General features: G+C 71.3%; 11 protein-coding genes. 10 read left to right on the forward strand and 1 reads right to left on the reverse strand.

The genetic code is table 11. The features are described 5' to 3' along the window. Window positions 1-184 precede the first annotated feature (184 nt). Entirely contained in the window at window positions 185-3,136 is a 2,952-nt protein-coding gene (locus ACH4SP_RS20705; protein WP_398417207.1) for a beta-N-acetylglucosaminidase domain-containing protein, read from the forward strand. A gap of 120 nt (window positions 3,137-3,256) precedes the next feature. On the opposite strand, the gene ACH4SP_RS20710 is transcribed toward ACH4SP_RS20705, so the two are convergent. Next, on the reverse strand, window positions 3,257-3,808 hold the full coding sequence (locus tag ACH4SP_RS20710) for an HNH endonuclease (RefSeq protein ID WP_398416934.1): 552 nt from the start codon (window positions 3,806-3,808) through the stop codon (window positions 3,257-3,259). Window positions 3,809-4,046: 238 nt separating this feature from the next. Between ACH4SP_RS20710 and ACH4SP_RS20715 the strand changes: the two genes are divergently transcribed. The 9 genes from ACH4SP_RS20715 to ACH4SP_RS20755 all read left to right on the forward strand — a co-directional run bounded on the left by ACH4SP_RS20715 (window position 4,047) and on the right by ACH4SP_RS20755 (window position 15,066). Continuing rightward, window positions 4,047-5,168, forward strand: coding sequence for a mechanosensitive ion channel domain-containing protein (locus ACH4SP_RS20715; RefSeq protein ID WP_398416937.1), 1,122 nt, complete (start codon window positions 4,047-4,049; stop codon window positions 5,166-5,168). A 264-nt stretch (window positions 5,169-5,432) separates the two neighbouring features. Then, on the forward strand, window positions 5,433-6,638 hold the full coding sequence (locus ACH4SP_RS20720; protein ID WP_398416939.1) for an ROK family transcriptional regulator: 1,206 nt from the start codon (window positions 5,433-5,435) through the stop codon (window positions 6,636-6,638). A gap of 124 nt (window positions 6,639-6,762) precedes the next feature. Further along, window positions 6,763-8,097 (forward strand): ABC transporter substrate-binding protein, encoded by a 1,335-nt coding sequence (locus tag ACH4SP_RS20725; protein ID WP_398416941.1) that lies wholly within the window; start codon window positions 6,763-6,765, stop codon window positions 8,095-8,097. Window positions 8,098-8,104: 7 nt separating this feature from the next. Beyond that, a complete protein-coding gene (locus ACH4SP_RS20730; protein ID WP_398416943.1) occupies window positions 8,105-9,046 on the forward strand; it encodes a carbohydrate ABC transporter permease in 942 nt (313 codons plus the stop codon). Window positions 9,047-9,051: 5 nt separating this feature from the next. After that, window positions 9,052-9,954, forward strand: coding sequence for a carbohydrate ABC transporter permease (locus ACH4SP_RS20735; protein ID WP_398416945.1), 903 nt, complete (start codon window positions 9,052-9,054; stop codon window positions 9,952-9,954). A 9-nt stretch (window positions 9,955-9,963) separates the two neighbouring features. Beyond that, window positions 9,964-11,229, forward strand: coding sequence for a 6-phospho-beta-glucosidase (locus tag ACH4SP_RS20740; RefSeq protein ID WP_398416947.1), 1,266 nt, complete (start codon window positions 9,964-9,966; stop codon window positions 11,227-11,229). Then, on the forward strand, window positions 11,226-12,206 hold the full coding sequence (locus ACH4SP_RS20745; RefSeq protein WP_398416949.1) for an N-acetylglucosamine kinase: 981 nt from the start codon (window positions 11,226-11,228) through the stop codon (window positions 12,204-12,206). Before ACH4SP_RS20740 ends, ACH4SP_RS20745 begins: the two co-directional genes overlap by 4 nt. 359 nt (window positions 12,207-12,565) lie before the next feature. Beyond that, entirely contained in the window at window positions 12,566-13,957 is a 1,392-nt protein-coding gene (locus tag ACH4SP_RS20750; RefSeq protein WP_398417208.1) for a hypothetical protein, read from the forward strand. Then, on the forward strand, window positions 13,957-15,066 hold the full coding sequence (locus tag ACH4SP_RS20755) for a glutamate ABC transporter substrate-binding protein (protein ID WP_398416951.1): 1,110 nt from the start codon (window positions 13,957-13,959) through the stop codon (window positions 15,064-15,066). The genes ACH4SP_RS20750 and ACH4SP_RS20755 overlap by 1 nt, the downstream gene beginning before the upstream one ends. Window positions 15,067-15,179: the final 113 nt, after the last annotated feature.

Consider the following 15,179-nt stretch of genomic DNA (forward strand, 5'->3'; position numbering starts at 1 on the left):
TCTGCGCCGCGGGGCGGGAGTTGGAGGAAGAAGTTGAAGGAAACGGACGGACGGCCGCAGACTGTCCGCCACACCTCTGCGGGCAAATGCGACACAGCGAGGTGCTCGCATTGACACCCTTGGCAGACGGGTGATGGGCTCGGCGCCCGTAGGTCACGAAGCGATGAACACTGAGGAGTACGGCGTGCAGCTGGGGCGCAGGAGGGGTGCGACCGCTGTCGCGTTCGCCGTGATGGGCGGTCTGCTCGGCGGTGCGCCGGTCGCGGCCGCCGCACCGCCCGCGCCGGACGTCCCCACCCCCGCCGCCCGGGACCGCGACAGTGACGCCTCGCTGCCGCCGGTGTGGCCGCGTCCGCAGTCGATGCGGGCCGCCGGTCCCGGCGTACCGGTGGGTGACGAGGCGGTGCTGGTCGTCGCACCGGGCACCGACCCGTACGCGGTGGACGCCCTGCGGAGCGTGCTCAGGGGCGCCGGCGCCCACACCCTCTATGAGGTGGCGCCCGGCGAGGCACTGCCGCCGCGCGGCCTGGTCGTACGGGCGGGTGACGCGGAGGACGCGCTGAAGGCGCTCCGGGCGCCGGCCCGCGCGGACCTGCCGCAGGGCGGCTACCGGGTCGCGGTCGGACAGGTCGCGGGGCGCGACACGGTCGCGCTGGACGGCGTCGGCGGGGACGGCATGTTCCACGCGGCGCAGACGCTGCGGCAGTTGGTCCGCACCGACAGCGCCGCGGGCGGGGCCGGGGGCAGCATCGCGGGCGTCGTCGTCCGGGACTGGCCGGGAACGGCGGTGCGGGGCATGACGGAGGGCTTCTACGGCCGCCCCTGGAGCACCGAACAGCGGCTCGCCCAGATCGACTTCATGAGCCGTACGAAGCAGAACCGCTACCTGTACGCGCCGGGCGACGACCCGTACCGGCAGGCGCTGTGGCGCGAGCCCTACCCGGCCGCCGAGCGGACCTCCTTCCGGGTGCTCGCCGAGCACGCCCGCCGCAACCACGTGACGCTGGGCTGGGCGGTGGCGCCGGGGCAGGCGATGTGCATGTCCGACGACCGGGACGTCCGCGCCCTCACCCGCAAGGTGGACGCGATGTGGGCGCTGGGGGTGCGGGTCTTCCAGCTGCAGTTCCAGGACGTCAGTTACAGCGAGTGGCACTGCGGTCAGGACGCCGACGTGTTCGGCTCGGGACCCGAGGCGGCCGCGAAGGCGCACGCGCGCGTGGCGAGCGCGGTGGCCCGCCACCTCTCCGAACGGCACCCGGGCGCCGAGCCGCTGTCGCTGATGCCGACCGAGTTCTACCAGGACGGGGCGACCGCCTACCGGCGGGCGCTGGCCACCGAGCTGGATCCGCGTGTGCAGGTCGCGTGGACGGGTGTCGGCGTGGTGCCGCGCACCATCAGCGGGCGCGAACTGGTCACCACCCGGGCCGCGTTCGGCCACCCCTTGGTGACCATGGACAACTACCCGGTCAACGACTACGCGCAGGACCGCATCTTCCTCGGCCCCTACACGGGCCGTGAACCGGCCGTGGCGGGCCGCAGCGCCGCTCTGCTGTCCAACGCCATGGAGCAGCCCTCCGCGTCCCGCATTCCGCTGTTCACGGCTGCCGACTTCGCCTGGAACCCTCGTGGTTACCAGCCGCAGGAGTCCTGGCAGGCGGCGATCGACGACCTCGCGGGCGGCGACGCCAAGGCCCGCGAGGCGATGCGCGCGTTCGCCGGGAACCACGCCTCGTCGATCCTGGACCCGGCGCACGAGTCGGCGTACCTGCGGCCGCTGATCGACGCGTTCTGGAAGTCCCGCTCGTCCGCCGACGCCTCGAAGAGGGACGCGGCGGCGCAGCGGCTGCGGGCCGCGTTCACGGTGATGAGGGAGACCCCGCAGCGTCTCGACAAGGCCGCAGGGGGCGCTTTCGACGACGAAGTGCGGCCCTGGATGGACCGGTTCGCGCGGGTCGGCGCGGCGGGCGAGCAGGCCGTCGACATGCTCCAGGCACAGGCGGCCGGGGACGGTGCGGGCGCCTGGCGCGCGTCGCTCGCCCTGGACTCCTCCCGTGCGGCGCTGAAGGCGCCCCGGGTGACCGTCGGCAAGGGGGTGCTCGACCCGTTCCTGTCGAAGGCGGTGCGGCAGGGGGCCGCGTGGACCGGGGCGGACCGCGAGCCGGGCAGCGTCTCGCGGGGGCCGGGCACGTACACGGTGCGGCTGAAGCATCCGCGGCCGGTGTCGGCGGTGACGACGATGACCGCCCCGGGGCCGACCGGTGCCGCGGTGGAGGTGCACGTGCCGGGCGAGGGCTGGCGGAAGGTGGGCGTGCTCACCGCCGACGGCTGGACGCAGACGCCCGTCGGCGGCACGCGCGTGGACGCGGTGCGGCTCGCGTGGACGTCCGGGGAGCCGGAGGTGCACCGGATGGTGCCGTGGTTCGCGGACGAGCCCGAGGCCCGGCTCTCCCTGTCCCGCAAGGAGGTCGACGCCGAGATCGGCGGGCCTGCCGCGCGCGTGCAGGCGGCGCTGACCGGGCAGCGGCCCGGCGAGGTGCGCGGGGGGCTGGTCGCGAAGGCGCCGAAGGGCATCGAGGTGGTGGCCCCGAAGGCGACCGTCGTGCCGCGCGGCACGGACGCGGCGGTACCGCTCGACATCAAGGTCGCGAAGGGCACTCCGGCGGGCGAGTACCGCATCCCGGTGTCGTTCAGCGGGGGCGAGGAGCAGGTGCTCACCGTACGGGCGGCGCCGCGCACCGCGGGCCCCGATCTCGTACGTACCGGGAAGGCGTCGTCGTCGGGCGACGAGACGGCCGACTTCCCGGCCGCCGCGGCGGCCGACGGCAACGCGGGGACCCGCTGGTCGTCGCCCGCCGGTCCTTCGGGGTGGTGGCAGCTGGAGCTGGAGCAGCCGACGCGGGTGGGTCAGGTCGTCCTGACCTGGCAGGACGCCTATGCGAAGGCGTACCGCGTCCAGGTGTCCGCCGACGGCCGCAGCTGGCGCACGGCGGCCACCGTGCGGGACGGCAGGGGCGGCCGGGAGACGGTCCGCTTCGACGCGCCGGACGCGAAGTTCGTACGGGTGCAGGGCGACGAGCGGGCGACCCGGTTCGGGTACTCGCTGTGGTCGGTGGAGGCGTACGCGGTCGCTCCGTAGGCCGGGGAGGGTTCCGCAGGTCGGGGAAGAGCGCGGGAAACGCCCCGTGGGGTTGAGCGACCGCTCAAAGCGTTCGCTCAACCCCACGGACGTACCCGTACAGACAAAAAAGTCCCGGTCTCAGGCGACTCCGGTTCTCACCGAAGTCCCGTCGATCCGGGCCAGGGCGTCATCCGCACCGAAAGGTTGCAGATAGGGGAGCCAGCGCGGATCCCGGTGCCCGGTCCCGATGATGCGCCAGGCGAGACCGGACGGCGGAGCGGGCTGGTGGCGCAGCCGCCAGCCGAGCTCCAGAAGGTGCCGGTCGGCCTTGACGTGATTGCAGCGACGGCAGGCCGCCACCACGTTCTCCCAGGCGTGCTGTCCGCCGCGACTGCGCGGAATGACGTGGTCGACGCTGGTTGCGACGCCACCGCAGTACATACAGCGCCCGCCGTCCCTGGCGAAGAGCGCACGGCGGGTGAGGGGAACAGGACCCCGGTAGGGGACCCTTACGAACCGTTTCAGCCGGACCACGCTGGGAGCGGGGACGACCCGGGTCGCACTGTGCAGGAAGGCGCCGGACTCCTCCAGGCAGAGAGCCTTGTTTTCGAGGACGAGGACGAGCGCACGGCGGAGCGGTACGACGCCGAGAGGCTCGTACGACGCGTTGAGGACCAGGACATGCGGCACGGATGCCTCCTATGACGCCGGCGGCGCGTGGCTCGCGCCGGGACGATTCAGGACCAGTCTCCCCTCATGCCTGGTCGCGGCGCCACCACGTCCGGGTAACGGGCCGGGAGTGTTTTGCACCACAGCACCTGCATGGAGGAACCGGCCCGCCGTGGTGTCGCGGACCACAGCCCCCGCGGCGCGATGTCAACAGGGTCCTTCACCTTGCCCCGTTAGTGTGGTGGGTCTGCCACATCCCATGGAGGTGCCCGAGGTGTCCTGGTCCGCCCGACCGGTCGCAGAACCGCCCGCCGATCCCGTCACGTTCGACGAGGCCGCCGAGAAGGCGAGCAACGCCGCGAGCTGGGTGGAGCAGAACTGGTCCACGTGGCTGAGCGTCGGCCTGCGCATCCTGCTGATCATCGTGATCGCCACCGTCCTGCGGTCGGTGATCCGGCGCACGATCACCAAGCTGATAGCGCACATGAACAACAGCGCCCAGGCGGTGGAGGGCACCGCCCTCGGCGGCCTGCTGGTCAACGCGGAGCGCCGCCGCCAGCGCTCCGAGGCGATCGGCTCCGTGCTCCGCTCGGTGGCGTCGTTCCTGATCCTCGGCACCGCGGCGCTGATGGTGCTGGGTGCGCTGAACATCAATCTGGCGCCGCTGCTCGCGAGTGCCGGTGTGGCCGGTGTGGCGCTCGGTTTCGGTGCGCGCAACCTGGTCACCGACTTCCTGTCCGGCGTCTTCATGATCCTGGAGGACCAGTACGGCGTCGGCGACACCATCGACGCGGGCGTCGCCTCCGGCGAGGTCATAGAGGTCGGGCTGCGCGTCACCAAGCTGCGCGGCGACAACGGCGAGATCTGGTACGTCCGCAACGGCGAGGTCAAGCGGATCGGCAACCTCAGCCAGGGCTGGGCGACGGCGGGCGTCGACGTCCAGGTCCGTCCGTCGGAGGACCTGGCGAACATCAGGGCCGTGCTGTCCGAGGTCGCCGACGACATGGCGAAGGCCGAGCCGTGGAACGAGCGGCTCTGGGGCCCCATCGAGGTGCTCGGCCTGGACTCCGTACTGCTGGACTCGATGATCGTGCGACTGTCCGCGAAGACCATGCCGGGCAAGGCGCTCGGGGTGGAGCGCGAGCTGCGCTGGCGGGTCAAGGAGGCCTTCGACAAGGCGGGCATCCGGATCGTCGGCGGCCCCGTCCCGGTCGTCGAGGCGGACCCGGCCGACCCGTCGGCGGGTGTCGCGGCCCCGTCCGCGATGTCCAACCCGCTGTCCCCGCAGGCGCTGGCGTCCAACCCGATACCGCCGGCGGGGGCGGCTCCCGGATCCGGCCCGGCGGCCCCCGCACCGAACCCGAACCTCAGCAAGCCGTAGCGGTGGCCGCGGCCGCAGCCGAAGAAGCACGCTGCGGCCGACGCCGGGCCCGCTCCTCGCCCGCTCCTCAAAGAGGCGGCGGTACGCCCGGCTTCGTACCGCGAGAACCCCTTTCTGCGCCCCCGCAGGTAACGCTTTGGTTGCCTCGGGGGCGCTTCCCATTGACGCTCCTTTCACCTGCGTTTACGTTCCTTCCACCGAATAGGAAACTTTCCTAACAACGTGGTTGGGAGAGCGGGCAGCCGAGAGGCGGGTGACATCGTCATGGCCACAACGCCTGGTACACCGGGTACTCCGAGCGTCCTGCGCGCGATGAACGACCGTGCCGCGCTGGACCTGCTGCTGGCGCACGGGCCCCTCTCCCGCACCCGGATCGGCAAGCTCACCGGGCTCTCCAAGCCGACCGCATCCCAGCTCCTGGCCCGCCTCGAAGCGGCCGGGCTCGTCGTCGCCACCGGCACCAGCGAGGGCCGTCCAGGACCCAGCGCGCAGCTGTACGCGGTGAACGCGGGCGCCGCCCACGTCGCCGCCCTCGACGTCACCCCGGCCCGGATCCGCGCCGCCGTCGCCGACCTCACGGGCGAGACCGTCGGCAGCTTCGAACTCCTCACGCCCGGGCGCTCGTCGACGGGTGTCGTACGTCAGGTGACGCAGGCGGTCGACGGCGCCGCGCAGGACGCCGGTCTGGCACGGGGCGACCTGCACCGGGTCGTCATCGGCACGCCGGGCGCCTTCGACCCGAGCACGGGACGGCTGCGGTACGCCTCGCACCTGCCGGGCTGGCACTCCCCCACGCTGCTCGACGAGCTGGCTGCGGTGCTGCCGATGCCGGTCGTGTACGAGAACGACGTGAACCTGGCGGCGGTCGCCGAGCAGCGGCTCGGTGCGGCACGCGGCCACGAGAACTTCGTGCTGCTGTGGGCGGAGGGCGGCCTCGGCGCGGCCCTCGTCCTCGGCGGCCGGCTGCACCGCGGCCGGACCGGCGGCGCGGGCGAGGTGGGCTTCCTGCCGGTGCCCGGCGCCCCGCTGATGCGGCGGGTGGCGCAGGCCAACGGGGGCGGCTTCCAGGAGCTGGCCGGCGCGGTCGCCGTACCGCGGATCGCCAGGGAGCTCGGCTACGAGACCCCGGAGCAGCCTGCCGTGCAGGTGGCCGCCGGACTGTTGGCGAAGGCCGCCGAGGGGGAGGCCGAACTGGCCGGACTGCTGCGGGAGTTCGCGCAGCGGCTGGCGACCGGGCTCGCCTCCGTGGTGGCCGTGCTCGACCCCGAGCTGATCGTGCTGTCCGGGGCGGTGACCGCCGCGGGCGGCGAGCCGCTGCGGGCCCTCGTACAGACGGAGCTGGCCGATCTGGCCGCGCCCCGTCCGCGTCTCGTGATCGGTGAGATCCAGCAGGATCCCGTGCTCAGAGGTGCGCTGCAGAGCGCCCTGGAGGCCACCCGCGACGAGGTGTTCGACACCTCGTCGCGCTGAGACCCCGCGTCCCGTGACACCCCCGCGTCCCGCCAAGTCCCCCGCGTCCCGTACCGACCCTGTGTCCCCACCTGTGTCCCCTGTGTCCCCCCTGTGTCCCCGTCCTGCCCCTGGGAGCCCTGTCATGCGCAGAAACCGTCGCCTGTCCGCCGCCGCCCTCGCCGTCGCCGCGATATCCGTCGCCGCGACCGCCTGTACCGGCTCCGCCGAGAACACGGCGAAGGACGACCCGAAGGCCAACACCACGATCAACTTCTGGCACGGCTGGGCCTCCCCGGACGAGGTCAAGGCGATCGAGGAGAACGTCGACCGCTTCGAGAAGGCCCACCCGAACATCAAGGTCAAGGTCGTCGGCAACATCAATGACGACAAGCTCAACCAGGCGCTGCGCAGCGGCGGTTCCAACGGCCCGGACGTCGTGTCGTCGTTCACCACGTCCAACATCGGCAAGTTCTGCTCCTCGGGCGCCTTCGCGGACCTGAAGCCGTTCATCGAGAAGTCGAAGCTGGATCTGGAGAAGACCTTCCCGAAGGTCCTGCTCGACTACACGCAGTTCGAGGGCAAGCGCTGCGCGCTGCCGCTGCTCGCGGACGCGTACGGCCTGTACTACAACAAGGACGCCTTCGAGAAGGCCGGGATCGCCAAGCCGCCGGTGACGATGTCCGAGCTCGCCGCGACCGCGAAGAAGCTGACGAAGGCCAAGGGCGACGGTTTCGAGCAGCTGGGCTTCATGCCCGCCTACCACGGCTACGAGACGACCACCGAGCACTACCTCGGCTCCTGGGGTCCGGAGTACTTCGACAAGGACGGCAAGTCCAACGTCGCCAAGGACCCGGCCTTCGCGGAGATGTTCACGACGCAGAAGAAGCTCGTGGACGACCTCGGCGGAATTCAGAAGCTGGAGAAGTTCCGCAACACCTTCGGCGACGAGTTCAGCCCGAAGCACCCGTTCCACACCGGCCAGGTCGCAATGCAGCTGGACGGCGAGTGGCGGCTCGGGATGGCGGAGAAGGCCAAGGTGCCGTTCAAGATCGGTGTGGCGCCGATGCCGGTTCCGGACAGCCAGCGGGCCGACTACGGCAAGGGCTTCCTGTCCGGCACGGTGATGGGCATCGCCCCGCAGAGCAAGAAGCAGAACGCCGCGTGGGAACTCATCAAGTTCATGACCACGGACACCAACACGCTCGTGGAGTTCTCCAACGCGATCCACAACGTGCCGTCGACCTTCGAGGCGCTGAAGTCCCCGAAGCTGAAGAACGGGCCGGAGTTCAAGACCTTCCTCGACATCGCCCAGCACCAGAAGTCCAACACCCCGTCCGGTGCGATCAACGGCGCCTCGTACCTGAACTCCATCCAGGAGTTCGGCTACCGGTACGAGAAGGGCAACGAGAAGGACCTGAAGGCGGGTCTGGAGAAGCTCGCCCAGCAGATCGACACCGACATCGCGAAGGCGAAGTAGTCCCGTCATGACCACGCACACGCTCCGTACGAAGCGCAGGAAGTCAGCGCTTCGCACGGCGGCCTTCCTGTCTCCCTGGCTGATCGGCTTCGCGGTCTTCTTCGCGTACCCGCTGATCTCCATCGTGTACTTCTCGTTCACGAAGTACGACGGCTTCGCCGCACCGGTGTTCAACGGCTTCGACAACTGGAAGTACGTCTTCGAGGACTATCCGAACTTCTGGCCCGCGATGCGCAACACGCTGTGGCTGGTCGTCGTGATGGTGCTGTGCCGGGTCGTCTTCGGCCTCGGCATCGGCCTGCTGATCACCAAGATCAAGACGGCTACGGGAATCTTCCGCACCCTCTTCTACCTGCCCTATCTGGCGCCGCCGGTGGCCGCCACCCTCGGTTTCGTCTTCCTGCTGAACCCGGGCACGGGACCGGTCAACGAGATCCTGGGCAACCTCGGTCTGCCCACCCCCGACTGGTTCACCGATCCGGCCTTCTCGAAGCCGGCGCTCACCATCCTCGCGGTGTGGGGCATCGGCGACCTGATGGTCATCTTCATGGCCGCGCTCCTCGACGTGCCGAAGGAGCAGTACGAGGCGGCGGAGCTGGACGGCGCTTCGGCCTGGCAGCGGTTCCGCTTCGTGACGCTGCCGAACATCTCGCCCATCGTGATGTTCGCCGTCGTCACGGGCGTCATCCAGGCGATGCAGTACTACACCCAGCCGTACGTGGCGGGGAAGGTCGCCTCCGGCATCATCGGCAACTCGGGCCAGCAGTTCGAGCCCGGCTTCCCGGACAAGTCGACCCTGACCCTGCCGCAGCTCGTCTACAACCTCGGCTTCCAGCGTTTCGACTACGGCGCGGCCGCGGTCACCGCGCTCGTCCTGTTCGTCCTGGCGATGGCCTTCACGGCCCTGCTGATGCGACGTCGCGGCGGCCTCCTCCAGGCAGGTGACTAACTCCCATGTCCACCACGACACTTGAGCGAACGCTCAACTCGGACGGCCCCGGTGCGCCCACCCCCGCCCACCGCACCGCACGCCGCAAGGCCGCGCTGCACTGGATCGGCGTGCACTCCCTGGGGATCGCGGCGGCACTGTTCTTCGTGCTGCCGTTCGTCTTCCTCTTCCTCACCTCTTTGATGAGCGACCAGCAGGCGCTCACCAGCGACCTGGTGCCGCACACCTGGGAGTGGGGCAACTACGTCAAGGTCTTCGAGACGCCGGGCTTCCTCACCTGGTGGAAGAACAGCCTGCTGTACGCGGGCCTCGGCACCGTCCTGACGGTCGTCTCGTCGGTACCGGTGGCGTACGCGCTCGCCAAGTTCCGCTTCAGGGGCCGCAATCTCTCCCTGATGCTGGTCATCTCGATGATGATGCTGCCGCAGCAGGTCGTCATCATCCCGATGTACCTGTTCTGGTCGAAGCAGCTGGACCTGACCGGCACGCTGTGGCCGCTGATCATCCCGCTCGCGTTCGGCGACGCGTTCTCCATCTTCCTGCTGCGGCAGTTCCTGCTGACCATCCCCAACGAGTACCTGGACGCGGCGAAGGTGGACGGCTGCGGCGAGTTCCGCACGCTGATCCGCATCGTGCTGCCGATGGCCAAGCCCGGCATCGCGGCGATCGCCCTGTTCCAGTTCTTCGCCCTGTGGAACGACTACTTCGGCCCGCAGATCTACGCGTCGGAGAACCCGGCCGCGTGGACGCTGAGTTACGGCCTGGAGTCCTTCAAGGGCGCCCACCAGACCAACTGGAATCTGACCATGGCCGCGACCGTACTGGTCATGGCCCCCGTGATCCTCGTCTTCTTCTTCGCCCAGAAGGCGTTCGTCGAGGGTGTCACGCTGACCGGAGTGAAGGGCTAGGTCACGCACATGAAGCTCGCAGTAGTCGGTGGAGGTTCCACCTACACACCCGAGTTGATCGACGGCTTCGCCCGGCTGCGGGACACCCTCCCGATCACCGAGCTGGTCCTGATCGACCCGGCGGCCGACCGCCTGGACCTGGTCGGCGGCCTCGCCCGCCGGATCTTCGCCAAGCAGGGCCACCCGGGCACGATCACCACCACGTCCGACCTGGACGCGGGCGTCGCGGGCGCCGACGCGGTGCTGCTGCAGCTCCGCGTGGGCGGCCAGGCGGCCCGCAACCAGGACGAGACGTGGCCGCTGGAGTGCGGCTGCGTCGGCCAGGAGACGACGGGCGCGGGCGGTCTCGCCAAGGCGCTGCGCACGGTCCCCGTCGTCCTGGACATCGCCGAGCGCGTCCGCCGTGCGAACCCGGACGCGTGGATCATCGACTTCACCAACCCGGTCGGCATCGTGACCCGTGCGCTGCTGAACGCGGGCCACAAAGCGGTGGGCCTGTGCAACGTGGCGATCGGCTTCCAGCGGAAGTTCGCCAAGCTGCTCGACGTCGCCCCTGCCGAGGTCCACCTCGACCACGTGGGGCTCAACCACCTCACCTGGGAGCTGGGCGTACGGCTCGGGGGCCCGGCGGGCGAGAACCTGCTGCCGAAGCTGATCGCCGAGCACGGCGACGCCATCGCCGCCGATCTGCACATGCCGCGCGCCGTCGTGGACCGCCTCGGCGTCGTCCCCTCGTACTACCTGCGGTACTTCTACCAGCACGACGAGGTCGTGCGGGAGCTCGGCACCAAGCCGTCCCGGGCGGCCGAAGTGGCCGCCATGGAAAAGGAGTTGCTGGCCATGTACGGCGACCCGGCGCTCGACGAGAAGCCGGAGCTGCTCGCCAAGCGCGGCGGCGCCTTCTACTCGGAGGCGGCCGTGGACCTGGCGTCCGGGCTGCTCGGCGGCGGCGGTTCGCCGGTGCAGGTGGTCAACACCTACAACAACGGCACGCTGCCCTTCCTCCCCGACGACGCGGTCATCGAGACGCAGGCGCGCATCGACGCGTCCGGGGCGACGCCTCTTGAGGTGCCGGCGCTCGACCCGATGTACGCGGGGCTGATCTCCCATGTCACGGCGTACGAGAACCTCGCTCTTGAGGCGGCCCTGCACGGCGGCCGCGAGCGGGTCTTCAAGGCGCTCCTCGCGCACCCCCTGGTCGGGCAGTTCGAGTACGCCGAGGCGCTCACGGACAAGCTGATCGCGCACAACCGGGAGCACCTGGCGTGGGCGTGAGTACGGCATCCCGGGCCCGTGGCTCCGTACTGGCCATCGACGCGGGAAACAGCAAGACGGACGTCGCCGTCGTCGGCGCGGACGGCGACGTCCTGGGCACCGGCAGGGGCGGCGGGTTCCAGCCGCCCCTGGTGGGCGTGCAGGCGGCGGTCGACGTCCTCGCGGACGCGGTCGTACGGGCCCTGGAGGAGGCGGGGGCCGACGGCGTCGACCATGTGTCGGCGTGCCTCGCCAACGCCGATCTGCCGGTCGAGGAGGAGGAGTTGGCGGCCGCGGTGCAGGCGCGCGGCTGGGGCCGCAGCACCGAGGTCCGCAACGACACCTTCGCGATCCTGCGGGCCGGCGTGGACGAGCCGCGCGGCGTCGCGGTGGTGTGCGGGGCGGGCATCAACTGCGTCGGGATGCTGCCCGACGGGCGCACCGCCCGCTTCCCCGCGATCGGGAAGATCTCCGGCGACTGGGGCGGCGGCGGGGGCCTCGCCGAGGAGGCCCTGTGGTTCGCCGCCCGCGCGGAGGACGGCCGCGGGGAGCCGACGGAGCTGGCGCACGCGCTGCCCGCGCACTACGGGCTGCCGTCGATGTACGCCCTCATAGAGGCGCTGCACCTGGGCCGCATCCCGGCGGTGCGTCAGCACGAGGTCGCGCCCCTGGTGTTCGCGGTCAGTGCGCGGGGGGACGTGGCGGCGCGGTCCCTGGTGCACCGGCTGGCCGACGAGGTCGTCGCGATGTCGTCGGTGGCGCTGAACCGGCTCGGCCTCCTGGAGGAGGAGGCGCCGGTGCTGCTCGGCGGCAGCGTGCTGGCCGCCCGGCACCCGGAGCTGGACGGCCGGATCGCGGCCCTGCTGGCCGAGCGGGCGCCGAAGGCGGCCGTACGGGTCGTCACGGCGGCGCCGGTGCTCGGCGCGGCCCTGCTGGGCCTCGACCACGTCGCGGCCCCGGCGCGGGCGCACCGGACGTTGCGGGCGCACTACGCGTAACACCCGTACCCGGCACCCTCACCGGCCGCCCCCGTACCAGCGCTTTCGCCGGCCGCCGCCCGCGCCGTACCCGAGCATTTGGGGACGACACGGGCGGGGTCCGGAGCCCCATGGCCCCGGACCCCGCGTCGGCATAGGATTTGGCCGCGAAGTGGCATGTCCCTGGCGCGATTTGGCAACGAACGGTCTCTCCCGGCCGATCACCGTCCCGGTCCTCGGACCGACCGGCGCGCTGATCGCCCGCGGGCCCCGTACGGGAACCAAACGGATCTCTCCGACGTATTCATGAGGAGGGAAGCCCGCCGGGAGACGGGCCAGCCGTCCACGACCGAGGGGGAGGTCACGTGGCACACCCGCCGATGAGCGGCCCAGCGGGGACCGCGGTGGCGCCCGCGCCGACCGCGCCCGGGCCCGGCGCACCGGGGCCGCAGCAACCACCGCCGGTGCGCACCAGCGCATGGGCCGAGGGCATGGACCGGCTGCGGGCCGGGGCGACGACCGAACCCGGACGGCTGCGGATCATCGGGGCCGTGGTGGCCGCCCTGGTCATCGCGTTCGGCGCGGTGACCGCCTGGCAGGTCTCCGACCGGGCGACGGCCGCCGACGACGTGGTGACGCGCAGCCAGCCGCTGTCCGCCGACGCCGCGAGCATCTACCGTTCGCTGGCCGACGCCGACACCTCCGCAGCGAGCGGTTTCCTCGCGGGCGCGCAGGAGCCGCCCGCCGTGACGAAGAAGTACAACGACGACATCGCCGAGGCGTCCCGCCTGCTGGTCAAGGCCGCGGCGAACACCTCGGGCGAGAGCGCGTCGGGGCAGCAGATCACCCGGCTCAACCAGTGGCTCCCCCGGTACACGGGCCTGATCGAGCGGGCCCGCGCCAACAACCGTCAGGGCCTCCCCCTCGGCGGCGCCTACCTGCGGTACGCCAACGAGCAGATGACCACCCAGCTGCTGCCCGCCGCGAAGAAGCTGTACGACGAGGAGACCGACCGCCTCTACCGCGACTACGACGACGCGAGCGCGTTGCCGTATCTGGCGCTGGGGCTCGGTGTGGTGGCGCTCGGCGGCCTCGGCTGGGCCCAACGCCGCAACTACCGCCGTACGAACCGGGTGTTCAACCAGGGCCTGCTGACCGCGACCGTCGCCTCGGCCGCCGTCCTGCTGTGGCTCGCCGTCGGGCACACGGTCGCGTCCGCCGGTCTGGCGGACTCCCGGGCGAACGGCCAGGAGTCGCTGAAGGTCCTCAACGACGCCCGGATCAGCTCCCTCCAGGCCCGCGCCAACGAGAACCTCACGCTGGTCTCGCGGGGCGCGGTCTCCACGAAGGACAAGAAGGACAAGTACGACGTCGACTACACGACCGGGATGGCCGCCCTCAAGCGGGAGCTGGACCGGGCGCAGCAGCTCGCCGAGGACGACGGGGGCAGCGCCCCGGTCGAGCGGGCCGCCGCCGGCGTCAAGGAGTGGCAGACCCGGCACGCGGACGCGCGCAGGACCGACGACCAGGGCAACTACGACAAGGCGCTGGACAAGGTCATCGGGGAGAAGACCTCGACCGGTGAGTCGTTCGGCGAGGTTGACGAGGCACTGGCGAAGGCCCTGGAGTGGGAGCAGCGCGAGTTCACCGAGGCCGCCGAGGGCGGCCGGAGCGCGCTGTCGGGTCTTGCGGTGGGAGCGGCGGTGCTGGCCGTGCTCGCCGCGGCGGCGGCGCTGCTGGGCATCGGGCGCAGGCTTTCGGAGTTCAGGTGATGAGCGCGCGCGACGCGCAGGAGGCGCGGGACCGGCAGGAGGCGCGGGACCAGGTGGCCGGAGGGAGTGCGATGGGACGGACCGGATCGGCAGGGGCCCGGACGGCCGGGAGCGGAAGGGCACGCACCCTGCGGGGCGGCTGGCGGCTGGGTCTCGTCGCGCTGGCCTCGGCCTGTGTGCTGACGGCGGGCGTGGCCGTGCTGCCGCTGCCGGACGCCGCGGGCGGCGGCTCGGACCCGGTGTCCTCGCCCGGCAGCGGTACGGTCGCCGCGCTGTCCGGGAAGGCCGACGAGTGCGAGAGTCCGGAGGCGAGCCTGCGCCCGTCCCCCCTGGACGGGCCCGCGATCAAGCGGATCAAGTCCCGGACCGGTGACACCGAGGGCAAGCTCGTCGCGGGCATCGACCAGAACAGCTACCGCTGGGGCTACCGCAACCCGGCCAGCGGTCAGCTCGAAGGCTTCGACATCGACATCGTGAAGGCGATCGCGACGGAGCTGTTCGGCAGCCCCGACAAGGTCATCTACCGTGCGATACCGACCAGTCAGCGCATTGTGGCGCTGCAGGACCACAAGGTCGACATCGTGGTGCGGACGATGACGGTCAACTGCGACCGGATCAAGGACGTGGCGTTCTCCCACGCCTACTTCCGGGCCGGGCAGCAGGTCCTGGCCCCGAAGGGGCCCGGGATCACCGGGTACGACGACTCGCTGAAGGGCAAGCGGGTCTGCACGGCGGCGGGCTCCACCGCGTTCGACGCGATGAGGAAGGAGTCGCACGGCGCGCTGTTCGACGATCCGAAGTACATCGTGCCCAACCAGCTGGACTGCCTGGTGCGGCTGCAGCTGGGCGAGGCCGACGCGATCGTCACGGACAACGCGCTGGCCGCCAGCCAGGCGGCGCAGGACCCGGCGATCGAGGTGAAGGGCACCCCGTTCACCACCGAGTACTACGGAGTCGCGACGAACAAGGACGACGACGATCTGGTGCGCCGGATCAACAAGGTCCTCGCGGAGTACAGCAAGGCCCGCTGGGCGGCGTCGTACAAGACCTGGCTCGAAGCGGGCCTCGGCGAGAGCACGGGACCACCGGCCCCGAAGTTCAAGGACTGACCGGCCCACCGGGAAGCACCGGACCGGCCGGACCGGACCGGGCGCGGCGCAGGACCGGCCGGACCGGCACCGGCGCAGCACAGGACCGGCACCGACAACCCACGGCACAACAG

The organism is Streptomyces sp. NPDC021093 (assembly GCF_044333135.1).
Taxonomy (GTDB): domain Bacteria; phylum Actinomycetota; class Actinomycetes; order Streptomycetales; family Streptomycetaceae; genus Streptomyces.